General features: G+C 51.0%; 17 protein-coding genes. 8 read left to right on the forward strand and 9 right to left on the reverse strand.

Annotation, left to right across the window (positions count from 1 at the left end; genetic code table 11):
* Positions 1-21: 21 nt before the first annotated feature.
* The 4 genes from BOC67_RS04195 to BOC67_RS04210 form a co-directional block, all read right to left on the reverse strand.
* Positions 22-270, reverse strand: a complete 249-nt coding sequence (locus BOC67_RS04195; RefSeq protein ID WP_291907693.1) for a hypothetical protein — start codon at positions 268-270, stop codon at positions 22-24.
* A 107-nt stretch (positions 271-377) separates the two neighbouring features.
* Entirely contained in the window at positions 378-1,544 is a 1,167-nt protein-coding gene (locus BOC67_RS04200; protein WP_291907694.1) for a FecR family protein, read from the reverse strand.
* A 62-nt stretch (positions 1,545-1,606) separates the two neighbouring features.
* The gene (locus BOC67_RS04205) at positions 1,607-2,206 is read right to left on the reverse strand and encodes an RNA polymerase sigma factor (protein ID WP_291907696.1); all 600 of its coding nucleotides are present in this window, start codon (positions 2,204-2,206) and stop codon (positions 1,607-1,609) included.
* Positions 2,207-2,568: 362 nt separating this feature from the next.
* Positions 2,569-3,378, reverse strand: a complete 810-nt coding sequence (locus tag BOC67_RS04210; protein ID WP_291907698.1) for a 5'-nucleotidase, lipoprotein e(P4) family — start codon at positions 3,376-3,378, stop codon at positions 2,569-2,571.
* Between the two features lie 93 nt (positions 3,379-3,471).
* On the opposite strand from BOC67_RS04210, the gene dprA reads away from it, so the two are divergent.
* From dprA to BOC67_RS04250, 8 genes are all read left to right on the forward strand, one after another.
* Positions 3,472-4,578, forward strand: coding sequence for a DNA-processing protein DprA (gene dprA, locus BOC67_RS04215; protein WP_291907700.1), 1,107 nt, complete (start codon positions 3,472-3,474; stop codon positions 4,576-4,578).
* 108 nt (positions 4,579-4,686) lie between these two features.
* Positions 4,687-6,159, forward strand: coding sequence for an IMP dehydrogenase (guaB, locus tag BOC67_RS04220; RefSeq protein WP_291907702.1), 1,473 nt, complete (start codon positions 4,687-4,689; stop codon positions 6,157-6,159).
* A 180-nt stretch (positions 6,160-6,339) separates the two neighbouring features.
* Positions 6,340-7,953, forward strand: coding sequence for an apolipoprotein N-acyltransferase (lnt, locus tag BOC67_RS04225; RefSeq protein ID WP_291907705.1), 1,614 nt, complete (start codon positions 6,340-6,342; stop codon positions 7,951-7,953).
* A complete protein-coding gene (locus BOC67_RS04230; protein ID WP_291907706.1) occupies positions 7,934-8,725 on the forward strand; it encodes an alpha/beta hydrolase in 792 nt (263 codons plus the stop codon). Before lnt ends, BOC67_RS04230 begins: the two co-directional genes overlap by 20 nt.
* Before the next feature lie 29 nt (positions 8,726-8,754).
* Positions 8,755-11,391, forward strand: coding sequence for a PKD domain-containing protein (locus BOC67_RS04235; RefSeq protein ID WP_291907708.1), 2,637 nt, complete (start codon positions 8,755-8,757; stop codon positions 11,389-11,391).
* A 62-nt stretch (positions 11,392-11,453) separates the two neighbouring features.
* Positions 11,454-13,379 carry a gliding motility-associated C-terminal domain-containing protein gene (locus tag BOC67_RS04240; protein WP_291907711.1) on the forward strand — a complete coding sequence of 642 codons (1,926 nt, stop codon included), beginning with the start codon at positions 11,454-11,456 and terminating at the stop codon, positions 13,377-13,379.
* 56 nt (positions 13,380-13,435) lie between these two features.
* Complete coding sequence (locus BOC67_RS04245) at positions 13,436-14,191, forward strand: SDR family NAD(P)-dependent oxidoreductase (RefSeq protein ID WP_291907714.1); 756 nt, start codon at positions 13,436-13,438, stop codon at positions 14,189-14,191.
* 149 nt (positions 14,192-14,340) lie between these two features.
* Positions 14,341-14,502 (forward strand): hypothetical protein, encoded by a 162-nt coding sequence (locus BOC67_RS04250; protein WP_291907717.1) that lies wholly within the window; start codon positions 14,341-14,343, stop codon positions 14,500-14,502.
* Positions 14,503-14,608: 106 nt separating this feature from the next.
* Here the strand turns inward: BOC67_RS04250 and BOC67_RS04255 are convergent, their stop codons facing one another.
* From BOC67_RS04255 to ruvA, 5 genes are all read right to left on the reverse strand, one after another.
* Positions 14,609-15,808, reverse strand: a complete 1,200-nt coding sequence (locus BOC67_RS04255; protein ID WP_291907719.1) for a sialidase family protein — start codon at positions 15,806-15,808, stop codon at positions 14,609-14,611.
* A 4-nt stretch (positions 15,809-15,812) separates the two neighbouring features.
* Positions 15,813-18,092 carry a TonB-dependent receptor gene (locus BOC67_RS04260; RefSeq protein WP_291907721.1) on the reverse strand — a complete coding sequence of 760 codons (2,280 nt, stop codon included), beginning with the start codon at positions 18,090-18,092 and terminating at the stop codon, positions 15,813-15,815.
* A 77-nt stretch (positions 18,093-18,169) separates the two neighbouring features.
* The gene (locus BOC67_RS04265) at positions 18,170-18,541 is read right to left on the reverse strand and encodes a hypothetical protein (RefSeq protein ID WP_291907724.1); all 372 of its coding nucleotides are present in this window, start codon (positions 18,539-18,541) and stop codon (positions 18,170-18,172) included.
* A gap of 112 nt (positions 18,542-18,653) precedes the next feature.
* Positions 18,654-25,940: a cell surface protein SprA gene (sprA, locus tag BOC67_RS04270; RefSeq protein ID WP_291907726.1), complete on the reverse strand. Its 7,287-nt coding sequence runs from the start codon at positions 25,938-25,940 to the stop codon at positions 18,654-18,656.
* 32 nt (positions 25,941-25,972) lie between these two features.
* Positions 25,973-26,560 carry a Holliday junction branch migration protein RuvA gene (gene ruvA / locus BOC67_RS04275; protein WP_291907728.1) on the reverse strand — a complete coding sequence of 196 codons (588 nt, stop codon included), beginning with the start codon at positions 26,558-26,560 and terminating at the stop codon, positions 25,973-25,975.
* Between the last annotated feature and the right edge of the window lie 123 nt (positions 26,561-26,683).

Genomic DNA, 26,683 nt, shown 5'->3' on the forward strand with positions numbered 1-26,683 from the left:
TTCATAACCAACAAGTAATGTTTAAGAGCGCCGTTCTGGCGTAGCCAGCGCGTAGATCCCGGCCACATAACCGTAAAACGGTTTGCAGATTTTTGCATAATTTTGGTTGGGTTTTGATTTTAAAATTTTGTTGTGTACGACGATTTTCCAATTGGAACCTATGCCGGAAGCGAGGGTCGAATTCTCTTCCGGCTTTTTTGTTCCAAATTGGTTGGTTGGTTTTTGGGCAAAGGCAAGCCATCCCCAGACCGGACCACTCCGGTAGATCATTGCTCAGCGTTCACCAGTTATGTTAGTTCTTAGCTTTCTGTTTTACTGTCCTTTCCTTTTAGTTTCAGTTACTTAATCTCATAAGTGCCGCAACAGCGTTCAGCCTGCTATTGCATTATTGTCAGTTGGCGATCATTCATCTTAAAATGGACTTCCGCGTCTTTCAACGCATGTAAAATTCCATCCAGACTCATATCCATGCTCAGTTTTCCACCGAAGTCGATTTCCGGGGGCGTGCCCTCGTACACCACTTCGATATCATACCACCTGGATATTTGTTTCATTACATCTTTGATATTGGCGCCCTCAAAATTGAATAGTCGGTTTTTCCAGGCCATTACTTTCGTAAGGTCCGGATTTGTGTTGATTGATATTTGGTTGCTATTTTCATTTACCAGGGCCTGTTGCCCGGGTTTCAGTTGTATCTTGTGACCAGTTGTTGCTACGTTGATGGCCCCTGTTATCAGAGTGGCGGCTATATTATTATCGTCGTTATAAGCACTTATATTAAAGCTGGTGCCCAGCACTTCTACAGTGGTATTGTTAGGGAGGGAAACATAAAATGGTTGATTCGGTTGCTGCGCTACTTCTACGTACACCTCTCCGCTTACTTCGATCCTGCGTTCTTTGCCGGCAAAGCTCACGGGGAACTTCACCGCGCTGGCGGCATTCATCCAAAGCATGGAACCATCCGGCAGGATCAGCGTAAACTGCCTGGACCTCGGCGTAGTGATAGTATTCCAGGCAATCTTTTCATTGCCTTGTTGCTGCACGTCATATTTCAGTTTTCCGGCATCTATGAGCAGGTTGGTACCCTGCTGCGTGGTGATCACGCCGTTGCCCAGGCTATCAAGCTGCAACTGTTCGCCGTTGGCGAGCGTGAGCAAAGCCCCATGATGACCGGGCTGTATTTTTGCCGCTGCCTGGAAATCGTCCGTCACGGCCACAGGTCTGGAGGCATGATACCACCAGGCGGCGCCGGCTACCAGGCATATGGCTGCCGCGGCTGCGGCCCACCGGCGGCGATAAAATGGCGCCACAGGAACGCTATCTCTCTCCTCAACTACTGTTAAACCTGCTTCCAATGCCAGCCGCCTGCGTTGAAGTAACTGTCCTTCCGGAAATGAGCGGTCAGGAAACGCCTCCCGGAGCATTTCTTCAAATGCGCCAAGCGTGGCGCCGTTACACCACCGTTCCATGGAATGCCGCTCCTGCTCAGAGATAGTCCCTGCGTCGTATTTCCTGAGCAGTTCAATTACTTCTTGTTTGTTCATATGCTGTTAATAGATAGACGTAAGTAAAAAAGGAAGTGGACACCTTTTTCAAAAAAAAATTTTCACGGACAGAATTGGCAGATGAACAGCATCACTAACGAAACCCATTCACCGTGTTTGACCAGTGCGGATTTCATTTGTTCCAGCGCAGTATATAGGTGTTTCTTCACAGCTGATCTGCTGATGCCCTCGCGTTGGGCAATCTCCTGTAAGGTAAGGCCTTCCTGGGTACGTAGCAGGAAGATGGATTTCTTTTTTCCATGGAGCTGTTGCACGGCAGCCCAGGCGGTTTCATAATATTGTTTATACAGATAGAGATCGTCTGACAAGGGTTCGGATTCCGGCCGGTGTTCCTGCCAGGTAAGTTCGGCAGTGGCCCGGGTATTCCTGCTCCGTAATTTATCAATACGGAGATTTTTGGCCACCGTAAAAATGTAGTCGCCAAAAGATCTGACCAGCATCAGCGTTTCACGGCTGATCCAGGCTTTCACAAAAGCATCCTGTATTAACTCTTCTGCCTCAGTTTCTGATTTTACCAGAAAGGAAAGGGAATGATATAGGGAATCGTAATACCGGGCATACAATTTTCCATATGCCTCCCTGTTTCCTTCAGCAGCTTGCTGTAATAACTCTTTTTCCTCCGGTACTATCTTGGTTGACAATTCAATTGTTCATTTTACCTGTACAAACACTAATTAGGTAACAAGATAAGACAATGCTTTTTTAAATCCTACCAAAAGCCCGAAAAACCCAGTAATAGCCGTAGTTTCGTCACGCTTTACACGCACAATCGTCCATCACCGGTATAAAGACGGATTTGACCGCCCCGGTGGACACCCCGCCGGGCAATTTTTTTTCAACATTCCCGGCGATTTCGCCATAACTTCTCCCGTATCAATCAGATAAGCATATAAAAACTTTCAGCGTGTATGCAGTCCGGGTAAAAAGCCAGGGTCCGTGCTATAGCACGGACCCTGGTATAATATTTTTTTTTGGGGGGGAGAAAGATACAGCTGCGCGCTGATTAGTAGTTCCTCAATTTGGACAGCATAACAGAATCCTTCTGCCGCTCGCTTAATTTGTACTGAAAATCATACAATGCTCCTTCCCAGTCCCCATACATTGGGTTCGGCAATACTATAAACCTGGAGCCGAAATCAGCGGCGGCATGCAGCGCAGCGGCGTTCCTGGCTGTAGTTGGCTGCTTGTCAAAAATAGCGGAGAAGTCGCTCAGGTTATCCCCAAACAACATCACGATATCATACTGCTGCAATACCTGCTGGCGGCGGGGCTCCTTGCCGGAAGTAGTCGTTTTCAGTAACAGATGCTGATCGTCCGTATAAGGGAAGCCGAAGCGCTGCAGGTTGAGGAGGGTAGCTGCCCGCTCCGATTCCAGCCGGTTGGTGATATAAAATACCTGCACGCCCCTGGAGGCGGCGTATTTAAAGAAGGCAGGCGCTCCGGGAACCGTATCTGCGGCGGCTTTGGCCGTCCATTCCGCCCAGCTTTTTTCATCGTATCCTTTTTTATTCAATGCCTGGTGCACGGTATAAGGGCTGTTGTCCAGCACGGTTTCATCAATATCCGTTACCACTGCCAGGGGCTTCCCGTGGCTTTGGGCAAGGTACTGATCCAGTCGCAGCGCTGCCAGCTGGTAGGCTTGCAGGCATAATGCCTTGTACTCCCCTGACTGTTGCTGCCACAATGCCGCCCAGGCGGCTCCCTGGGGAACCAGCGCGGTATTGGCAGGCGCGTGGCCAACGGCTGGCTGCCCCGTTTTACAGGCTGCCAGCGCCGCCAGCAATACTACTCCCAAAAGCCTTATCATCTTCATAAAATATAAATTGGTTGCTGCAAAAATAAATCACCTGTGCAAGAAAAAACTAAAGGGGAATAATTGTAATTTAAAAGACTAAAATTGTTTGTTATGCCCTCCGAATTAATGTACCAGATTGCATTAACGCAGGTTCCTATGATTGGAGACGTTACCATCAGGAAGCTGCTGGATCACTTCCCCACCGCTACCGCTATTTTTCAGGCCCGCCGCCACGAACTGGAACGGATAGAGCAGGTAGGCAGCGCAAGAGCCGCCGCCATCAAGGACTTTACGGACTTCCGGGAGGTAGAGCAGGAACTCCGGTTCATTGAGGAAAATAATATCCAGGTAATTTTTTATGGAGATGAAAAGTACCCGGGGCGGCTGCGCACCTGTCTGGATGCCCCTGCCCTGCTGTATTTCAGGGGCAACGCCTCTCTCAATGCCGGCCGGATGGTGAGTATAGTAGGCACCAGGCAGCCATCCGCCTATGGCATCCGGATCTGCGAGCAGCTGGTAAAAGAATTATGCAGTAATGGCGTTACCATTGTCAGCGGCCTCGCCTACGGGGTGGACGTCCTGGCGCATGCCACCGCCGTGGCGGCCAAAGCCCCTACCATCGGGGTGCTGGCCCACGGGCTGGATCGCATGTATCCTGCGGCGCACAGCCACATAGCCGCCAGCATGGAGCAATGCGGCGGACTGCTGACCGAATATCCCCGCCATACCCCGCCGGATAAGCAGCACTTCCCCCGGCGAAACAGGATTGTAGCTGGCCTGGCAGATGCCACAATAGTGATAGAGAGCGGGATGAAAGGCGGCTCCCTCATCACGGCAGCCATGGCCGGCGCCTATAACCGGGATGTATTCTGCTTCCCCGGCCGGGCGGGCGAATGGTATTCCGCCGGCTGCCATGAGCTGATCCGGAAAAACAAGGCCGTCCTTATCACCTGCGCTGCGGACGTTATGAACGCCATGGGCTGGGAACGGACCTCCGTAAGCCCCGTCGCGGGCCGGCAGCCATCACTGTTCGTGGAGTTATCCCCGGAAGAACGGACCATCATGCAGCTCTTTCAGCAGAATAAGCAGTTGCATCTCGAAGATATATATGTACTTAGCCGCCTAAGCGGCAGTCAGATAGCCGTAGCCGTATTTAACCTGGAAATGCAATGCCTGGTGAGGTGTTTGCCGGGGCAAATCTATGAACCTGTCATATGAGCGTCAGGAATGGGGAATTCACAACCGCTTAACAGTGAAATTTTATTTATTGCGCAAATAGGTGTACATTTGCGTGCAATTATTTTTTAACTGACAAATAGTTGCATCATGCCTGCGGGAAAATCTAAACCCAAATTTGTAGCTGACGGACTGACATTTGATGATGTACTCCTCGTTCCGGCCTACTCTGAAGTTCATCCGAAAGATGTAAATATCTCTACGCAATTAACAAAGAACATACGGCTCAATTTACCGATGGTATCTGCCGCTATGGATACTGTTACGGAAGCCAACCTGGCTATCGCCCTGGCGAGAGAGGGTGGAATAGGTATTCTCCACAAAAACATGAGCATTGAAAGACAGGCGGAAATGGTACGCCGTGTGAAGCGTAGCGAAAGCGGTCTGATTATGGACCCCGTTACCTTACAGCCGGACGCCACTATCGGCCAGGCGCTGAAGCTCATGAAAGACAACGGCATTGGTGGTATTCCAATCGTTGACGACGCCAGCAAGCTGATTGGCATTCTGACCAACAGGGACCTGCGTTTCGAGAAAAATAAAAAACGCCTCGTGAAGGAAGTGATGACCAGCGAAAAGCTGATCACCGCTCCTGAAGGTACCGACCTGAAAAAGGCGGAAAAAATCCTCCAGCAATACAAGATTGAAAAACTGCCTGTGGTAAATAAGCAGGGTAAACTGGTAGGCCTCATCACCTATCGTGATATCCTCCAGCTGACCAGCTATCCCAACGCAGTGAAGGACGAATTCGGCCGCTTACTGGTAGGCGCCGCGCTGGGCATTACGCCTGATGTGCTGGATCGCGCGCAGGCACTGATCAATGTAGGCGTGGACGTGGTTTGCCTCGACAGCTCTCATGGCCACTCCATCGCAGTGATCAACACCCTGAAAAAACTGAAAAAAGCATTCCCTAAATTACAGGTGATCGCCGGTAACGTAGCCACTGCGGAAGGCGCACTCGCGCTCGCTGCCGCTGGCGCCGATGCGGTCAAAGTAGGCGTTGGACCCGGTTCCATCTGCACTACCCGTATCGTAACCGGAGCCGGTTTCCCTCAGCTGAGCGCTGTAATGGACGCCGCTGATGCGCTCAAAAAACAAGGCATCCCCGTTATTGCCGATGGCGGTATCCGCTATACCGGCGATATGGTGAAAGCCCTCGCTGCCGGCGCATCCTGCATCATGGCCGGTTCTATCTTCGCCGGTGTGGAAGAATCCCCCGGGGAAACCATCATCTACGAAGGCCGTAAGTTCAAATCCTACCGTGGTATGGGTTCCATCGAAGCCATGCAGGAAGGCAGTAAAGACCGTTACTTCCAGGATGAAGACGATATCAAGAAACTGGTACCGGAAGGTATCGTAGGTCGCGTACCGTATAAAGGCTACCTCTCCGAAGTAATCCAGCAGTTTGTTGGCGGGCTTCGTGCAGGTATGGGCCTCACCGGTTCCAAAGATGTGAAAGCTTTACAGGGAGCGCAGTTCGTGAAAATCACCGCTGCCACTGTTAAAGAAAACCACCCGCATGATGTGGTGATCACCAAGGAAGCACCTAACTACAGCAGATAAGCGTAAAGCAGTTAAATAATAAGGCGCCGCAGTTCGTACCGCAAGGGGGAACTGCGGTGTTTTGCTTTCAGGACAGGCCAGCGGGGCAATTAATTAATATCCTGTTATAATCGCCGCCTGCCTTTTGTTTTGTACCATTCCCCACTTATCTTCGTTGCCGTCTATTCCCTGAACTCGCATATGAACCTGCGTATCGTCATATTAAGTATCGTAAGCGGATTGCTGCTCTGGCTTTCCTGGCCCACCATGCCGTTTACCCCGCTGATATTTATCGCCCTTACCCCCCTGTTTTACATTACAGAAAAAGTAAAGCACCGGGGCGCTTACTTCGGGCTGATATTCCTCGCCTTCCTTATCTGGAACGCAGGCAGCACCTGGTGGGTGGGCAATACCCCCGTACCTGTCAGCGGCGTATTTGCCAACAGCTTCAACGCCTTCCTGATGACGATCCCCTGGCTGATGTACAAGAACAGCCGGCGCAGGCTCTCCGCTACCACCAGCTTTTTTGCCCTCATCGTGTACTGGCTCACATTTGAATACATCCACCAAACCTGGGAACTGAGCTGGCCGTGGCTGGTACTGGGCAACGCGTTTGCCATGCATCCCGGCTGGGTGCAGTGGTATGAAATCACCGGCGCCAGCGGCGGTACCGTATGGGTACTGCTGACCAATATCCTTATTTATGCGGCATGGAAACGGGCACGGATACACGATTTATCGGTCAGTGAAATAGGGAAAAATGAGATTTGGAAGCCGGCGCTGGTGGTATTGCTGCCGCTGCTGGCCAACCTGTTCATCCATCCCGTGGCGGATGACCCGTCCAAACAAATCAACGTGGTGGTCGTCCAGCCCAATATCGACCCGTACGACGAGAAGTTCGCCGGCGGCAATTCCATGCAGCAGGTAGAAAAACTGCTCCGCCTCTCCGGGGAAAAAACGGATAGCAATACCCGTTATATCATCTGGCCGGAAACTGCGCTGTTTCCGCAGGGCGGCTGGGAAGAGCAACTGAACTATACGCCGGAAATCACCGCCATCCGCGAATTCCTCCGGAAGCATCCGCAGGCTAAGATCATCAGCGGCGCCGTTACGCTGAAGCAATACCGGCAGCCGGATGAAGCGGCGGAAGGGAGCCGCGCCATGGAAGACGGCACCCACTGGGACGCCTTCAACAGCGCCCTGCAAATAGATACCTCCAACGCCATCCAGATATACCATAAATACGAGCTGGTGCCCGGCGTAGAGCTGGTGCCCTACGTGCGTTACCTCAACTTCATGAAAAAACTCGCGCTGGACATGGGCGGCATCACCGGCAGCTACGGCCGCACGCCTGCCAGTGAAATGCTGACAGACCCAGCGCATAACATAAACGTTTTTCCTACCATCTGTTACGAATCCGTTTTCAGTAACTATGTAGCCAACCGTGCAAGGGCCGGCGCCAACATGCTGGTTATCATCACCAACGATGGCTGGTGGGGCAATACGGACGGGCACCGGCAGCATATGCAATACGCCCGCCTGCGCGCCATTGAAACGAGGAAGTGGATTGCCCGCAGCGCCAATACCGGTATTTCCGCAGTGGTGGACCCATATGGCAACATCTATCAACCGCAGCCCTATTGGGAACCGGCTGTTTTTAAAGCGCCTGTAACACCGCGGTACGATACTACGTTCTACGTAAAATATGGAGATCTTATTTCGAAGGGAGCGATAATATTTTGTATCTTGTTACTGATACATGCTATTTTTTCACGGTTTATTCCAGGTATCAGCAATGTGGAAAACAATCAATAATGGAAATGGCACCTATCAGGACATTGGACAGGGCCCGGCGGTAGTACTCATTCACGGATTTTCAGAGAACAACGAAGTGTGGAAACCACAACAGGAAGCCCTTAGCGGGGATTGCCGGTTGATACTGCCCAACCTTCCCGGTACAGGAAAATCGCAACTTACAGAGGGGCTTACCATTGCCGCCATGGCAGACTACGTATATTCCATACTGTTAGCAGAAAATATAAAAGAAGCGGTAGTAATCGGTCACTCCATGGGAGGCTATGTAGCGCTCGCGCTGCTGCAGCAACACCCGGAAGTAATCAAAGGACTCGGCCTTTTTCACTCCACGGCAGCCGCCGATACGGAAGAGAAAAAGGATACACGTAGAAAATCCATGGCCTTTATCCAGCAACATGGTGGCGAACTATTTACCCGGCAAACGATCCCTAATCTGTTTAGCCCGGCAACCAAAACTAAAAAGCCCGAACTGGTGGAGGCTTGTATCGACATGTGCGTACAATGTCCCGACGAATCACTCATTGCCTATACCAATGCAATGATGCAACGACCCGATCTAACCGGATTACTGACTTCCGTTACAACGCCTGTGCTGTTTGTGATAGGGAAAGATGATAACGCCGTAGCGCCTGCCAGCGTAATACAACAGGTGATGCTGCCAAAAACCAGCAACGTTTTCATTTTTGAAGAGGTAGGACACATGGGAATGTGGGAAAAAATTGAAGCCAGTAATCATTTACTGAAACAATTTATTTCATTCTGCCAGCTGTAAAACAAAGGCAGACAAACACTTTTCTGGTTGTGAAAAAACTACTGTTCATCCTCATATGTATGATGGGCACGCTCGCCGTGCACGCCAAACATATCATAGGAGGGCAAGTGTATTACACTTTCCTGCGACAGGAAACCGATGGAAAATATACTTATCGTGTAACCATGCGCCTGTACCGCACCTGTGAGAGCGGGCAGAATATTGCCGAAATGCCTCCTTCCGTGTACCTGACTGTTTTCAATAACGACCCGCCCAATACCGGCGTGGCCGTCAGCACCATTTCAGTAGGCCGCTCCTCCTTTGAACAAAAGGAACTGGCGCAGGTAGACCCCTGTATCGTAAACCCGCCACGCGTGTGCTTCCAGGTGGCTTATTATACCACCAACATCACGGTAGCTCCTAACGACCTCGGCTATACGGTGGCCTTCCAGAGCTGCTGCCGGGATAACTTCATGGTCAATATCGTGGCGGAAAATATGAACGGCCCCGCCGGCAACCAGGGCACCGGCGCTACTTACTTTACAGAACTGCCCGGAAGAACAAACGGTATCCCCGAAAACTCCAGCCCGCAATTCAATAAGGAAGAAGCTACCCTCGTATGCGCAGGAAAAAAATTCACCTATGATTTTTCCGCCAGCGATCAGGATAATGATGAACTGACCTACTCCTTCTGCTCCGCCTATAAAGGCGGCCGGGCAACGAATAATACCGGCATCCCCGATCCAGCCGTGGCGCCGCCATATAGCTATGTCAGTTATGTTCCGCCCTACTCCGGCAGCTCCCCCCTGGGCCCGAACGTGACGATCGATGCTAAAACCGGTATCATCAGCGGTATCGCGCCCGACCCGGGAAAATATGTAGTAACCGTTTGCGTGGAAGAAAGACGCAATGGTAAACTGGTAGGCACCCTCAGAAAAGATTTCCACATCAATGTGACTACCTGCGTCAAACAGGTGGTGGCAGCCATGCCGGAAAAATATGCGGAATGCCGCAGCATGACGGTGACCTTCCTCAATAACAGTACCCTCGGTAAGCCCTATCACTGGGACTTTGGAGATGGCGCTACCCTTGACACCGATGATCCGGCCCCCCTGCCCCATACCTATACCACTCCGGGGATTTATACCGTTAAGTTGTATGTAGATAAAAACAGCAATTGCGGGGACAGCGCTACGGCCAAAGTATATGTCTTCCCGGTCTTTAATACCGATTTTACCACTGCCGGCAGATGTGTGGATAAACCGGTGCAATTCACGGACAGGAGCAGAACGGATATGGGTACCATGGCTTATTATAAATGGGACTTCGGCACCGGTGTGGCAGCGGACACCTCCAACCTCCCCAACCCGCAGTTCACCTATACCAAAACCGGCACTTACCAGGTGATCATGTATGCCCGCACCAGCTTTGGCTGCGAGCAGTTTGACACCACGCAGTTATCCGTGTACGATCATCCGCCGCTGTACACCACGGCAGATACCGTGATCTGTATCAAGGATTCCCTGAAGCTTTCCGCTTCCAGCGATGTGCCCGGCACCTTCACCTGGCAGCCTGCCAGCTACCGGATCTTCGATGAAAATACAGCCACGCCAACGGTGTACCCGTTGGTAGATACGGCTTATACCGTGTATTTCACAGACCAGGAACAATGCACTTCTGAAAAGCGTGTAGCCATTGATGTTAGAGAGGAAATACACGTGAATGCCATGAGTGACAGCACTGTTTGCACGGGGGACGAAGTGAAGCTACATGCCACTTCCGACGGAGCTTATGGTTATACCTGGACGGAGCTGGGCAGCAACGCCGTGGTAGGCAACGCCTTACAGGCGGCCATCTTACCACAACCGCCCCAACAACATTACGAGATACATGCCCAGCTGGGTAAGTGCCATGCGCGCGACACTGTGCAGTTAAAAGTCGTAGATCCGCCACGCGCGGCAGCCCTGCCGGATTCAACCATCTGCAGCGGCAGCAAAGTATTGTTGCGCGCCAGCGGCGGCGCGTATTATACCTGGTCCCCCAGCTACTACGTGGAAAATCCCCGCAAAGCGATCACCTACGCCAAACCGGTTGACACTACCTTATTCACAGTAACGGTGACGGATACACTGGGATGCCCCAAAGCAGTAACAGCAACGGCATTGGTGAAGGTGGTACCGCCGGTGAAAGCCTTTGCCGGTAATGATACCATTGTGATGCTGGGCACGCCTTTCCAGCTGCATGCCACCGGTGGCGTGAGGTACACATGGTCGCCCCCGAGCGGACTCAGTACTACCACCTCCGCGACGCCCTATGCCGCCTACGATAAGGACATCACCTATACCGTTACCGCCTATACGCAGGAAGGCTGCAGTGGCACCGATGATATTTTCGTGAGATTCATCGCAGGGCCGGAAATCTATATACCTAATGCGTTCTCTCCTAACGGCGATGGAAAAAATGATATTTTCCGCCCGCTGCCTGTTGGCATTGTACAAATGAATTACTTCCGCGTGTATGATCGCTGGGGCAAGCTAATGTATTCATCCACAGCGTATATGAAGGGATGGGATGGCACCGTGAACGGTAAGCCCGCGCCAGTAGGCACCTATGTTTGGATGGTGGAAGGCGTGGATATTAATCAAAAAACTATCAGTTTAAAAGGAACGGTAACGATCGTACGATAATGACACTTCAGTGAACCGGAACTGCTCATTTTTTGTTAAATTAATAGAGCAGTACCCCCATTATGAAGAGAGTCATTTTCCTGGTACTTGGCTGCTGTTTGTTATTCCTTAATGCAGCTGGCTATCATATTATTGGTGGCGAGATTTATTACAAGACGATTGGTATGAGTGCAGATAGCCTCCGCTACCGCTATCTTATCACACTCAAACTGTACCGCGACGCAGATTTTACCTGCGGCGACCGGCAAGGTTGTATCGACCGGTTTGAAAATCCCTCCGTAGCAAATGTTTACTCTTCCAATGGCGCCCGTATATTATCCTCTGTATATCTCTACATCACCGCGGTAAAACCGCTGATAGACACGCTTAAAAACCCCTGCCTGGCCCCCCAGGCCCAGCACCTGGAAGTAGCCTTCTATGAAGCAACGATTGAACTGCCGCCCATTGCCGGCGGATACTACGTATCCTCCCAGCGTTGCTGCCGCGGGGAAAAACTCACCAACATCTACGATTCGGAACATGAAGGCTCCACTTACTACACCGTCATCCCCGGCACGGAATCCAGGCCAAACAACAACAGCGCTTATTTCAACAAGGATACCACCGTCGTCATCTGCAACGCCATCGGGTTTTCCATGGACTATGCCGCCTTTGACGAGGACGGGGATAGCCTGACCTACAGCCTTTGCAGCGCCCTGACGGATGGTACGCTCAATAACGACCGCAGCTCCACCACGCCGCCGCCTTATAATACCACCGTAAGGTACATTCCGCCCTATTCCGGCAATAACCCCATGGGCGGGAGCCCGCAAATCAGTATCAACCACCGCGGCATGATCACCTGCACGCCGGACAGGCCGGGCAAATACGTAGTAACAGTATGCGTAAACGAATATGACCGGGCTACCAAAAAATTGCTCGGCACCCACAGCAAGGATATCCTGATGACCGTATTCGATTGTACCACGAAGATCACCGCTACGATACCCTCCGTATTACGGAATTGTGCGGATGAGCCTACTATGGCCGTGCCGATGCCCAATTACAGCAACGCGGGCTTTACGTCTACCTATTACTGGAATTTTGGAGATGGCACCGACACGGTGACCACCAGCCGTAACCTCTTCCAGCACGTATTTCCGGATACCGGTGTATATAAGATCAAGCTGGTGGTAAATCCCGGCCTCGCCTGTACGGACAGCACTACCGGCCAGGTGGCGAATTATCCGGGCTTAAAAGCTGATTTTAAGAACACAGGCTTCTGCAAAGGCGATCCAATCCAGTTTGAAGACCTTTCCACCTATCAATACGGCGCTATCACCAGCCGGCGGTGGGAAATCGATGCGGACAGCTCCATATCGGATCAGCCTTCCCGCTTCCTGACCTATACCTTCCCCAGCGCCAGTTTATACAGCATTACGCTGACCATTAATACCAATACCCAATGTGAAAAAACCGTCACCAAAGACGTGCGCATATATGCCGTCAATCCCTTTGCCGGCAATGATACCATCCTGGTGAAAGGCCTGCCGTTTACGATGCAGGGCAGCGGCGGGGATATCTATCAATGGACGCCCTCCTTTGGGTTGAGCAATCCCAACATCGCTAACCCGGTGCTGCAATCTGTAACGGATACGACCTACATCCTGAAAGTGGCCAGCCAGCAGGGCTGCGTGGGATATGATACCGTTAGCGTGAAGTTCTTTGCCGGCCCTGAAATGTATATCCCCAATGCGTTTTCCCCGAACGGAGACGGGATCAACGACCGGTTCCGCTTTATACCCGTAGGCATGGTGAGTTATAAATACTTCCGTATCTACAACCGTTGGGGCCAGGAACTCTATGCGTCCACTGATTTCCGCAACGGCTGGGACGGTACCGTCCTGGGCAAACCCGCTCCGGTGGATACTTACATCTGGATACTCAGCGCTACGGATATCAGCGGCCAGGAAATACAGCGCAAAGGAACCGTAACACTCATCCGGTGATTCGCTGCAAATTGCATTACTTTTGCATCCTCAGCTTATCTTAAAAATTTGTTCACATGGGTATTGTTCTTGTTACAGGCGCTACGGCTGGATTTGGTGAGGCCTGCGCTATTACTTTCGCTTCCAAAGGTTACGATGTTATTATTACCGGCCGCCGTAAAGAAAGGCTGGAAGCGCTTTCCACTCAGCTCGCACAGGAATATGGTACCAACGTACTGGCCCTCAATTTTGATGTAAGGAACGAACAGGAAGTGGCCAGCGTACTGGGAGGCATCCCGGAGGAATGGAAAGCCATCGATATCCTGGTCAATAACGCCGGACTGGCCGCAGGGCTCAGCAGCATTGAAGAAGGCAGTCTGGACGACTGGAACGCAATGATAGACACCAATGTGAAAGGCCTCCTCTATGTTTCCCGGGTGGTGATGCCCTGGATGCGCGCCCGCACTACCGGCCATATCATCAATATAGGCTCTACCGCCGCCAAACATGTATATGCCAAAGGAAATGTTTACTGCGCTACCAAAGCCGCGGTGGATGCTATTTCCCAGGGTATGCGGATCGATTTGCTGCCCTACCGTATCAAAGTGACAGCCATTCATCCGGGTGCTGCTGAAACGGAGTTTTCTATGGTGAGATTTAAAGGCGACGAGGAAAAAGCCAAAGCGGTTTACCAGGGTTTCATTCCGCTGAGTGCCCAGGATGTAGCAGACGTGGTTTTCTACGTTACTACGTTACCCGCGCATGTATGCATCAACGACCTGGTGTTGACGCCACTGCAGCAGGCAAACGCCTATTACATAGATAAAAATTAACACATACGTGTGATATTACGATTTAGTAAAAGCAAGTATATTTGAAAATACCTATATCTTAAGGGCAAAACATGCCTGAAAAATATAGGACCCGAGCCAATGCCAGACTGAACTTGACTATCCGTTAATTTAATGAAAACCATATCCCTATGCTTACATTTCTAACAATGTACTTGCTGCGCCTGTACTATCCCAGGTGGAAAGAGCAGTGGCGCTACTATTTCGGTAACACCTCCAAAGGCAATTACGGCCGCTGGGTTACTGCAAAAGATTGGGCTGGACAAAAAGGATTCTCTTTTGGTTACAGCTGAGATGTATTGTTGTACTCAATGATTTGGAACGCGGAGCATGGAAGTGCCCCGCGTTTTTTTATGCTATTATATCTAGCTGGGAAGTATCCCACGTTTTTTCATCCCATCACGGCCGCAACACCTGGCAAACCACCGCCGTACCTTTCCCTACCCGCTGCTTATACGCTACCAGCACCTTGTTATCCACAGTGCCCACCACGGGGAAATTCGCGTAGGTACTGTCACCGGTCAGGAAGCTACTTTCCAAAGTCTTCCCATCGGCCGACTTATGCACAAAGCCAATGCGGCTGTTAAAGTCATCGCCCGCCTTCACCGGTTCATCCCAGGCGATATACACCTCTCCTCCATTACCTATTGCCAGCTGCGGATGCTTGGCCATAGGCGCCGCGCTGAGGGATTCCTTCTGCGTATAGGTATTCCCGTTATCCGCCGACCTGCAATAGAAAACGCCTTTGCCATGCCCCATGGTAAACCAGGCAAAATGCAGCCCCGCTTTATTAGCGCCCAAAGCAGGCCCGGTATGCGGGCACCCGTTCACCACCCAGTTATCCGCGCTGATGCGCACCGCCGGGGAAAAATGCTGCCCATTATCCACTGAAACCTGGTGTACCATATCACGGATACTGTCGTTAATAATATCCCGGTACACGATGTGAATAGCGCCGTCATCATCTACCAGCAATTTGGTACGGCAACACTGGCAAACGGTTTCCACTACCGGCTGGCCATTGTTGAAACCATTGCGGCCATGGGTAGTAGCAAAGTAAAGGGTAGAGCCTTCCGCTGTAGCCGTTTTCCGGTTATCCAGCCAGATGGCCGCCGCCTCCCCGTTGGGCAGCAGCGTCATATCAAAATACCGCTGGTCGTAGCCGGCCGTATCCGTTACCAACGGCCTGGCCGGCTGCCAGGTGCGCCCGCCATCAAAAGATTGCGTGTACAGCACCTTACCGGCGTACTTGTTCCGCGGGTCATTGGCCTCCGTGCCAAACATCACGATGATGCTGCCATCCGGCTTAAACAACAACTTGGGCAGGTTCTCGTCATGAGGATACACACCCGCGGAAGCCGTTACCTGTACCGGCGTGGCAAACGATTTCCCCTCGTCGGAGGATACCGTGAAATAAATATGGCTATTATGCGCACTGTCCGTCTCTATCCAGCTAACGGCAGGGCGCCCGGCCGCATCGCGCGTAATGTAGGGGCAGGCTGCCTCCACACCCGCGTGCGACAAAAACTGCGTCACCGGCTTCTCCCCATTATTACAAGCCGCAACTATTATGATAGCTGCTATCCAAATTAATCTCATCGCTTTACTTTTTTCCCTTGAATGTATATCCGATGCCTGCGTTAAACGTTTGTCGCGGGCCCACGCGGTATGTAACGCCATAGGCGGATTTCTCCGCAGTGGTCGCATACAGCTTGTCCCCAACGTTCATGCAGTTCACCCAGCAATCAATACTTTTATACGTATAACCTGCCCGGAGGTTAAACAGGTCGTAACCGCCATACATGGCCGTATTCGCCGGGTCCATATAATAACTGCCGATGTGCTGCCATTCGCCCCCCAGCCTGAAACCCTTCAGGAACAACGGCTTCCACGTAACCTCGCTGTTGGTGATCCATTGCGGGGCGCCATTCATGCGGTTATCATTATAAACTTTTCCATTCTCCGTATAGGCGTCGAAGTTATGACGTGCATAGGTGCCGCTGGTACGCAGCAGGATGCTGTTACACAGGTTATATTTCACATTCCACTCAATGCCCTGGTGCGTGGTAGCGCCTGTATTCCGGTTTTCATAACTGCCATCCTGCAGGCGTACGCTTACAATTTCGTTTGTGCCGTTCATACGGTACACACTGATGTCCGCATACCCCTTGTTGCCGGCAAAGCCAAACCAACCCCCTATTTCATAATTATTGTAGGTAGCCTGTTTCAATACCGGCACCTTCACGCCCTGGTATAATTCAGAGATGTTAGGCGGCGCAAAACCCCTGCTGTAGTTGGCATAAAACCCTACCTGTTTATCCAGGCTGTAAATCAATCCCAGCTTAGGCGTGAGAGCGTTGAAATTATTCCTTTCACTGGGCGCGCCGGTATAGGCGGATGGCGTGAGATGATTCACAAAATCGTAATCCATCCGGTCGTACCGCAAAGCCGCTACCACTTTCATCCGGTGAAAGGGCGATAATTCAAACTGCGTGTACGCCGCAGTATTCAGGAGTCCTACCTTATAATCCGTCAGCACGGAATCTGTGGTTTGATAACCGGTGTAGTAACCGGCGGCATTTCTGTCCACGGTTATAAAACCGGCATTGTAGGTAGCCGGACTGTAATCCGCACTCACGCCGGCTATCAGGGCAGCGTCCTTCCAGTTGAATCGTTTTTTGTGCTGCACGATAATGCCGTAGCTATGAAATGCATCACTGTTAATCTGCCCGGTGGATTTCAGTGGATCGCTGGTGTTCTTTATGGCATAGAAAGGATTCTGTCCGATAGTACTGTGCCGGAAAAAAGCCGTAAAGCTGGTGGCATTGTCCGCGCTCCATTGCTTTTCGAGCGTACTCCTGACCCGCAAGGCCTTTACATCTCTGTAAGTAAAAGTTTGAAAATTACGGTAATCCTTACTGTAAAAGTGAGCGCTGTCGAGCCCGCCGATCTGATCGGTATTATAATTAATTAGCGTGGCGGCATTGGTCCACCGGGTACTGGCATTCGGCTGATACACGGTTTTCAGACTCAGGCCCAGCTTGTGAAAATCGCTGTGATCCATGTAACCGTTGGATTGATTGGCGTAATAGCCGGATACCACAGCGCCCCATTTGCCGCTGCTGCCGCTGGCGCTGAAGTCTGTCCGCCTATAGCCCCAGTTGCTCATCTCCGCCTGCACTTTGGCAGTAGGCGCCAGCGTGGGGGATAATGTAATAAAATTCACGGCGCCGCCTACCGCTTCACTGCCGTATAAGGAAGAAGCCGGGCCGCGGATCACTTCTATATTCCGCAAGGCGGCCATGTTAATTTCTATGAGCGCATTGTGGTTAAAATCTCCTACGGTACGGATAGGAATCCCGTCTTCCATATACAGGAACAAGCTCTTGTAGCCAATGGGCTGGCGTATAGCCATGGTATGCTGCTCGTTACCCAGGTCTACCATGTACACACCGCTTACTTTATTCAACACTTTGTCGAGTGTGGTAGCCTTCGTGTCCTGTAAGGTCTGGGGCGAAATCGTGCTGATGGCAACCGGTGCATCGGTCCTGTATTGCTTATCCCTCGAGGAGGATACGATCACTTCGTTGAGGTTGGCGGCTACAGGTTGCAGGTAAATGATCCCCTGGCTAACCGCTTTAACCGGCAATACCCTTGTTATATATCCTACGCTGGAAACCCTTATTGAATCAGCGTTTCCGGCATCCAATCCGAATGATCCCTGTGCATCCGCAGCACATCCTTTATGATGATCGGGCGTACTTATTACCGCGCCTGGTAATGCTTCGCGTGTTTGCACGTCAGCCACACGCCCCCGCAACAGCTGGGCATGCGTCTGCATTGCAGCCAAACACGCAATGATGAGTAAACAACATTGTTTCATGTGGTACAATAAACAGCTGGGACAGGCCAGTGGCCACTCCCGGGGTTTTTAAATCTGAAAAGTCTGGAAATCTGGTATCAACAGTTGTACCACTGAGGAGGATGGAATATAGCAAATACAGGCGTCGGAAGTACGGGATCCTTATAATATCCGGAATGTATTATCTCGCTTGGCTGAGGCGCTTGCAAAAAGCTTTGCAGCTCGTTTACAAACATGACCTCGTTGTGTTCTTTGTTATTGTTGCTGTTTTTCTCCTGCTGCGCGTCCTTCTCTAATTCCTTCTTCAGGTGGCAGCGGCCATTACAGTGCATTTGAGGCTTATCCCTGTTCTCACAAAGGTTCTGCGCAATGTACTGCCGGTTAGCCCAGTATTGCAGCACAATCAGGCCCTTGCTGGCGTTTTCCAGCAATAATCCTGCGAACACTAATATGATTACAAGGTATTTCAAATCCGGGCAAAGATAGGATGGAAAACTTTAAAAATGGAAACCGCCGATTTTTTTTGTCGCAAAAAAAGAGAGGACCATCCGGCCCTCTCCTCTTCCATTCGAAAGAAATATTTTATTGTGATAATACAAACCGTAAGGTCAAACCACCTCTCGTATTCGTGATCGGGTAGGCGGAAGAGATAGCCGGGATCGTCTGCGCCCTGTCGTAGAAGAAACGCAGGTTCAGCCGGTTGTTGACCACATAGTCAATAGACGGCGCAATACGCAATACCTTCTGACCGCTGGTGGGGATAACCTGGTCCGCATCCAGCCTGTTATTCACCGTTTTATCATCTCTCAAACTCAAATCCAGCCTGATGTTCAGGTCATTCTGCAAACGCTTGCTGCCTTCCCTGTTCACCGCAAACGGCAAGGTAACGCCACGGATGCGGTAACCGCCGCCCACTGCCACTTCCGTAGAACGAAGCTCGGTGAGCTGGTAGTCGATCAGGCTCAAACTCAGACTGCGGGACTTTTTGAATTCCAACCGCAGGTTCAGCGTGTTGGTAAAGGTCATATCCATACCCAGCAACGGTACAAAGGCTTCTGTCATCGTCAGGTTAGGCACCATGAAATACGGATAGTAGTTACCGCTGATCGTATCCCTGAACGCCGGGTAGCCTGCAATGCGCGGATCCTCGTAATACATGGAGGTATTGAAGGAACTCATGCTCAGCGTACCGGTGTATTTATGGGACAGCGTGAAGTTTGTCAGTATGCTCTTGAACGGTTCAATCTTCGTCAGACCGTTATACGTGATATTCCAGTTCGGCTTAGGGAAATACTTGCTGAACGGATTGCTCTTCACATTGTCATTACCCTGTTTCAGGAGCGGAATATTTTCCGGGCTCTTGTTCGTATAGGCCGCCATAAACGCCGGGATCAATACATCCTGCGCATACCTGGTATAACCATAGCGGTAGGTAGGATCCTTCGGATCGTAATAAGGCACCCCTGCATCGGAGTTATAGGGGTTGGACGCCCCTAAACGCTGGGATATTATGTTACGGTAGTTCTCAAATTGGCGGAATGTCTGGGACACGCCCTCTGCCGTCTGAATATCGCCAAACATCGTTTTAACGGCGATGTAGGTAATCTCAAATCCGCCCGCATCATAAGGGCTGAGGTGCGCAAAGCCGGAGGTATCATCCACGCGTTTAAACAGCTCAGAATGCGTTTTGCTGAACGACTTACTCATGTTCAGGTCAATACGCAAATCGCTGATAGGTTCCAATTGCGCCTGCACATTCCAGCGTTGGGTGTACTGCTGCTGGAACTGGATGTTCAGCAACGGATCCGGCGTTATAAGGCCTTTGGCCGCAAAGCGGTCCATCCAGGCTTTATCAGGCTGGTAACCGAATACGAAGTCCAGCCCCGGCGCCATAGACTGCCAGTTCATACCCAGGAGCTTGGTGCTATCCAGGTAACCCGGAATGCGCGTAGCGGCATTTTCATCGTAGTTGAAGGTCACCATTTTCACCATGGTCAACGCTTTAAACCCTGCTTTCACGAAGCCGGAAATTTCATCCGCGTTGTTCTGGCTATTGTTATTGTTGTTATTGGCCGCTTTCGGATCCTTATTGTTTTGCTGTTTGTTGTTATTGTTGTTGGATGGCCTGCGTGTGCTGTTGATAGCGCGCAGGAATTTCGATTTATTATAGAGGTCTGTAAAGCGCAGCTCTGTAGTAAATCGCTTCGTCTGTGAATTTTCAATCGCGTTACCGAGATACAGCGCCAGCCTGGAAGCCCCGTTCCAGTAGTATTCCGTACCATAGGAAATAGTGGCGCTGGTCCAGCTCAGGGCCGGGAACTTAGCAGTAGGCAGTACATACAGGATATTCGCGTTTTGCGAATAGTTAGTGGTACGGCCTCCCCTGAAGAAGTTTTTCCAAAGGGTATCCTTCTTTTCGGAAGTATTAATCCTGCCATCCGGTTCATCAACACGGGCGCGGTTCACCGCGTTGAACTCGAAGTTGATGCTGCGGCTCAGGTCCCACTTCACGCTGTAATACCTGTCGAAAGTAAAGTACTTGTTATAGGTTTCCGGCAACTGGTATTTGGTATCGCCGCCTACGTTACGCACCCGCGTAGCGCCAAACTGCCGGGAGATGTCCGCCCGGAAGCTGAGGATGCTCGGCACATAGTTGAAGTTGAAATCCTTCACCAGGTCCAGCCAGTGCGTTTTGGTTTTGATCAACCGTTTGAAAGGCTCTATATACTTTTGTTCGCCGGAGAAGTTATAGCCCAGTCCTCCACGGTGCTTCGTCAGCACGTCGTTTTGAATGATCGGGTTATGCCGGTTGATTTGTGAGAACGAATAGCTCACATCGAAGTTCTCGATATCCCACAACTGGCGTTTCCCTTTTTTGGTACTCATCTTCCTGACGTTGGTAAAGTTCAGGCTCGTAATGGAAGTAAAGTCCTGCGCATTTTTGCGGATAGAGTCCCGCTCATGCTTACTCCGCGCCAGGCTAAGTTTATCTTTCAGCTTGATGTCAAGGTCGTATGGATCATATTCCGGGTTGCTGGCCGATTGCGAGTAGCCGGCATATACCGGAATGGAGATGGCGGCTGTTTTTGGCAACAGCTTCCCTAAATCCAGGTTGGCAGCGGCATCGTATTGGAGGAAATTATCGCGGAAACGTTCATTTACGCGCTGGTCTATATTTCCGAAGCCCGCCGTGTGCATATTTCCTGATACCGATACGGTACCGAGGTCGGAGAGTTGAACGTCTACCCTACCTAAAGCCGCATACCCTCCTTTTTCATCAAAGTCGGACAGGCGGAGTTCATTGAGCCAGACTTCCCCGCATTTCGGTAAACCATCGTCTTTCGTATTGAGGATACCGATCATCATCGTCCGGGAATCACCCAAACTCGGGTTACCAACGATCGACATATAGCCGCCATATTCATCCTTCACAGGAACGGCCGGGTATGGCAGCAATGGCGAGCAGGAGTCGCACATATTACGCAGCTGCTTCAGCTTACTGAGGTTAGCCAGCACCAGTTCCATATTATTCTGCTCCGGCCATATCTGGTTCGGATCGCTCTTACCGGTATTCGGGTTGGTCACCTTCAGCGGAATGCGGTATTCGTAATAGTTGCTTACAAAGTCGCTACCGATGCGGATCACCGCCTGCAGGTCCCCATCCTTCAGGTCCATGGAAGTTCCTGAACCTTCCGCGTGGATATACATCTGCATCTTTTTGTACTGACGCATATCCATATTCAGGGTTTTATACACCGCCCGGATGTCCCCGTCTTTCAGGTTACAAACCTGTAAGGAGAGCGACTGCTCATTGAGTTGTAGTGTAGTATTGTTTGTACTGATCGTGTTCTGACGTACCACGCCGTTGGGCAGTACGTAGTTGATGGGCAGGCGGCTGGAGTTCTCTTCAATGTTAACAGCGGTCTGGTTAAAAGTAACGCTGTTATCCAAAGGCACAGGATCGCCTGCTCTCAGTTCATAATCGTATTTACGCCACTGGCTGCGCACCAGTTCCAGTTTACCGAAACGCAGTACCACAGAGTCCTGCCAGTTGGTAAGGAACATACGCATGAAGCGGATGGATTTGAAGTCAGGGATGTTACCCACCTTGCTGTCATACTGGCGGATAGGCACTTTAAACTGGTACCAGTACTCCACGGTGTCTTTACCGCTGGCCAGTTTCACGTTGGCCGGGATCTTATCCACCAGGTAGTTCTGCCCTACCACCATATCCGGCTTCAGGTCCACCCGGTACTGGAAGTATTCCTCCGTTTCGTTGAGGGTGTTATCCCTGTTCAGGTCTTCCGACTCCGGAATATTCGTTGCGGCGGAAGAGTAAGTGGAGTTGCCACTGGAAGCGGGTGAGTTACCTTCCGGGTTACTATAGTTTTTATAACGGTAGAGAATAGAGGTACCGTTATAGGCAGCGTCCCGGTAATGCTTATAGTTATCGTTGGAGGGGTCCACGTGAGCCTGTTGCCCGATAGGCGAGTTGGCTCCAAAGACCATATCAATCGTGTCGAGATAACTTTTGAAGAACTGCTGTTCATCCGCAGATTGCAAACCATCATATCCTACGTCCTGGAAGGCGCGGATAGCCGGGTCGTTGTCGAACGCCTGGGTGATCTGCTGCTGGAACTTAGGAATGCGGCCCCATTTGGAGGAATCCAGTTTATTGGTTTCAGACGGGTTAGGCAACCCGTTCTCGAAGAATTTCTTGGAATCCTTGAGGATATCCTCGGACACGTTACCGAGGTTGATGTACAACTGGCCACCGGCCGGGTTGGTCATGTGGTTGAACGGATCCTGGATCCAGAACTCGATGTATTCAATGTTTGCGGTTTCGAAGTCGCTGTTATCCAGCGCGCGCATAATACCCGCCCAACGGGTCTGCGGCTGCGTCAGTTTACCGTTGCGGTCAACGGACATCTGGTTGGCAGTAAAGTTATACGGACCACGATCTTTCGGATAATACGCAAGGTCGAGTGTACTCAACTGGCTTTGTCCGAAGTCGGTGGATTTATTTTTGAATACCTCGCTTTGGTACACCAGGCGTACGCGCGGGTCGGATTGCTGCTGTACATCAATACCTGCCGGCAGGTTGGGCGATCTGGGCAGCTGCAGGGTAGGCTCAATGATATACCAGGCCAGCTTAGCCCTGTTTTTACCATAGTCAAGGATGTTATTGTATTCCGCTTCCGGGAACATTACCTGTCCGGCCGCATTGGTAGCGCCTTTTGGCGTGGAGGCCAGCGCCCAGTTGGTAGCCGGGAACTTCAGGTCATACCCGCTTTTCACCCCTTCAAAGTCATCGATATAGGTAGTTCCTTCCTTGCTGCCAGGCTGGTTAATCAGCTTACTGTGGCCGGGGAACAACCTTGCCACCTCACCGGTGAAAATCACGCTGGATGGCGCGGTGGAATTATAGTTCGGGAGTTTGTTCAGGAATTTGGTGAGTCCTTTCCATTCGGAGTTATAGTTCACGTCCAGGCCTACCATGGTGTTTTTAATCGGGTCGTCCCCGTAGTTCACCTTCTGGTAGTAAGGGCGCTCGCTCATACGTACGATGGTACCTCCCAGGCTGAGCTTATCATTCACCAGGTAATCGAACCGGGTACCGAAGTAGTTCCTTACCTGCTGGCCAAAGAGGGAGTTGTTTTCATACTGTACGTTGATAGGCACGCCGGCATTGAGTACTCCGCCGTTGATCACTTTCAGGCGGCCCATGTTATAGTCAATGATATAATCCACGTTTTCACGCAGCAGCTGTCCGCCCGCGGTTACGGTTACAGACCCCGGCGGAATGTTAGGCGCCAGGCTGATTTCAGAGGAGCTGGCGGATTTGTAGGACCCGCGCAGTACGTACCTGTTCAGCTGCGGGAATTGTTGCGCCACTACTTTGATGGAATCGTAGAGTACGTTATAGAGGTATTGCTTTTCCAGCGCCACATCCCCGTTGAAGGCCGGCTTCAGGCCACTGCCGAAAGGTTCCAGCATCGGGAACATCACGCGGCCGTTCAGGGAGTTGATCGTATAGCCTTCCACGTAGTCGAACACGCCATCCGGCTGAGGGTCCAGCTGGTTGTTGAGGCGGTCGAGGTTGAGGATGGTGATGATAGGCGCGCCTGCGAGGCTGCCCTGCGCATCAGGAATATAGCGTTTATCGCTCGGCGGGCGTCCTTCCGCACCGGGATCCTTATAGTAGATATCGAGTTTGAAGTCCTCCTTGTTGAGCGCGTAGCCGCCGGTGTTATACACGTTCTTCATCATCAGGTCCCAGATAGGGAGCACCGGACGGGCGGAAGTAGCTTTCAGGAGTTTGAGGAAGAGTACCGGCTGGTTGGCGGAATTGTTCTGATCCGGGGGTACGTCCTGTGAAAATTCCCCCACTTTATACACCTTCCCGTTGTAGGTGTACTGAAACGCGACAGCCAGGACTTCGTCCGGCTGCAGTTGCTGATTCAGGGAGATGAAGCCCAGCTGCTTGTTAACGGTGTACTCCGTGGAGTCGAGCTTGCGGGCGAATGTTTTTTCAAATTCGGAAACCGGGGATAGCCCCAGGGCCAGAAGCCGGCTGACGGCCGTTCCTGTGGCGCGGCTGCTGGGATCGCTGATCAGTTTCTGGTAAAGGTCGTTGACGTTATTGTCCGGCAGGCGGTTGGTGGTCAGCACTGCGAGGTCCTTATTAAAGGGTGAATGCTCGGCCAGGTCCATCAGGCCCACGATGTCGCGCGTTTGGGTGGTCACCCCTGTTTTATTCGTCACCCACACCTCAATCCTCGTGATATTGGCCAGGGATTGGATAATGGGGAGTTTACGCATGGCGTAGTTGAAGGTATCCCGGAAGAACTGCGCCAGGAGGAAGTGCCGGTTATCCTCGTACTCATCCGCCCTGACGTTGAAGTCCTGCACCATGGTACCTCCTTTAAGCTGGAGGTTCTGTTTCTGGGACTTTTGGTTGGAGAGCACGCTGGTAACGGTGAGGCGGCCAAACTGCAGCTGCGTTTTCACCCCAAACAGGGATTGCACCCCTGAGATGAGGGAGCTGCGGAGGGGGAAGCTCACGTTACCGGCTTCGATCTTCTTGATAATTTCGTCGGGGTAGCCGGTGTATTCCAGCTTGATCTGGTTTTCGAAATCGAAGGCGGATTGGGTATTGTAGTTGGTAAGTATCTTGAGTTTCTCCCCGATCTTACCCGTTACGTTCATGTTGATCCCCATGTCGAAGTTGAAACCGCCGTTTCTGCGGGCCTGCTCAACGAGTACGGGGTTTTTGATATTCTGCCCCTGGTAGCCGAAGGTGAGGTCCAGGCTTCCCTGTGGCTTAATATCCACTTTGCTGCCGCCAAACAGCCTGTCAAACAGGTTGTTGCCGCTGTACATGGTGGGGCCGTTCCCTTTCTGGTTAAGGTTGCCGAGGGTAGAAGCTCTTTTTTGCCAGTAGTTTTGCTCGCTTTGCCTTGCCTGCATCTTATAGAATTCGTCAAAACTCATATAAGTAGGGTTGCGATAGTACTGGTTACCGATTTTCTCGGTAATGGTGTATTGTTTTGTTACAGGGTCGTATTCAACGGTCTTGTTGATATTTGCAGGGTCTTTGAGGTCCAAAGCAGTTTTGGACGGGGCCGGATCGGTGATGCTGGGGCCTCGTCTGTCCTGCAAGGGATATTTCAAGGTATCTTTTTTCGATTTGGTTGAGTCCGGGGTAGTTTTTGCCGGAACAGTGGTATCCTGTTCCCAAACCCGGGCTTCGTTCACAGCAGTGGACAAGTGCATTCCTCCTGAACGGTCCCTGGCGGCAGTGTCAACAATGATAAAAGATACTATTCCTATTACTGCAAAAACACCGTAATATGTCTTTATAGCCAAAAAAATAGGTTTTTATAGAGGTATAATCGTAATTATAGGCTTTTCAGAGCTTTTTTGATCAACTCTTCCAAGTTTTGCAATAGTGGATCGCTTTTCATAACTCTCGTGATTGCCGTTTCTGCCATGTTACGGGCAATTCCCAATGTCACCAGTGCATTTAACGCATCTTCCTGGATTGTATTGTTTACAGGTAAAGATAAATGTATAGGATTTTCCTTCCCTTTCTTCACTTTGTCTTTCAGCTCAAGGATGACGCGTTTGGCTGTTTTGGCGCCGATCCCCTTTACACTTTCGAGCATTTTCTCGTTTTCCATCATGATAGCCCGGGTAATGTCTTCCGGTTGAAGAGAAGACAACATCATTCTGGCCGTGCTGGCGCCTATTCCGGAAACACTGATCAACAACAGGAAAAGGCTTCTTTCAGATTCGTCAAAAAAGCCGTACAGCGTATGGCCATCTTCCTTTACGTGTAACCAGGTTAACAGCTTGCAGGCTTCCAGATCCTGAATACGGGAATAGGTATTCAAACTTATCTGGACTTCGTACCCCACTCCGTTGATGTCAATATGCACCATTGCGGGCGATTTGTAAGCCAGTCTGCCATTCAAATAAGCGATCATAGAAGGTAAAGGTTCAGTAATTTAGTAAAAACTTACGGAAAAATATGCATTTCAGATCTCCCGAAATACCGGCAAAGATGCTAACTTTTAACGGATTGTCAACCTTCAGGATTGCATCATATG

The sequence above is a fragment of the Chitinophaga sp. CB10 genome (genome assembly GCA_001870995.2).
In the GTDB taxonomy this organism is placed as follows: Bacteria; Bacteroidota; Bacteroidia; order Chitinophagales; family Chitinophagaceae; genus Chitinophaga.

Coding starts and splice junctions, on each gene's coding strand:
- BOC67_RS04260 (WP_291907721.1), bottom strand. CDS start 18,092: ATGAAACAATGTTGTTTACTCATCATTGCGTGTTTGGCTGCAATGCAG.
- BOC67_RS04245 (WP_291907714.1), top strand. CDS start 13,436: ATGGGTATTGTTCTTGTTACAGGCGCTACGGCTGGATTTGGTGAGGCC.
- BOC67_RS04230 (WP_291907706.1), top strand. CDS start 7,934: ATGTGGAAAACAATCAATAATGGAAATGGCACCTATCAGGACATTGGA.
- BOC67_RS04255 (WP_291907719.1), bottom strand. CDS start 15,808: ATGAGATTAATTTGGATAGCAGCTATCATAATAGTTGCGGCTTGTAAT.
- guaB (WP_291907702.1), top strand. CDS start 4,687: ATGCCTGCGGGAAAATCTAAACCCAAATTTGTAGCTGACGGACTGACA.
- dprA (WP_291907700.1), top strand. CDS start 3,472: ATGCCCTCCGAATTAATGTACCAGATTGCATTAACGCAGGTTCCTATG.
- ruvA (WP_291907728.1), bottom strand. CDS start 26,560: ATGATCGCTTATTTGAATGGCAGACTGGCTTACAAATCGCCCGCAATG.
- lnt (WP_291907705.1), top strand. CDS start 6,340: ATGAACCTGCGTATCGTCATATTAAGTATCGTAAGCGGATTGCTGCTC.
- BOC67_RS04240 (WP_291907711.1), top strand. CDS start 11,454: ATGAAGAGAGTCATTTTCCTGGTACTTGGCTGCTGTTTGTTATTCCTT.
- BOC67_RS04250 (WP_291907717.1), top strand. CDS start 14,341: ATGCTTACATTTCTAACAATGTACTTGCTGCGCCTGTACTATCCCAGG.
- BOC67_RS04195 (WP_291907693.1), bottom strand. CDS start 270: ATGATCTACCGGAGTGGTCCGGTCTGGGGATGGCTTGCCTTTGCCCAA.
- BOC67_RS04200 (WP_291907694.1), bottom strand. CDS start 1,544: ATGAACAAACAAGAAGTAATTGAACTGCTCAGGAAATACGACGCAGGG.
- BOC67_RS04210 (WP_291907698.1), bottom strand. CDS start 3,378: ATGAAGATGATAAGGCTTTTGGGAGTAGTATTGCTGGCGGCGCTGGCA.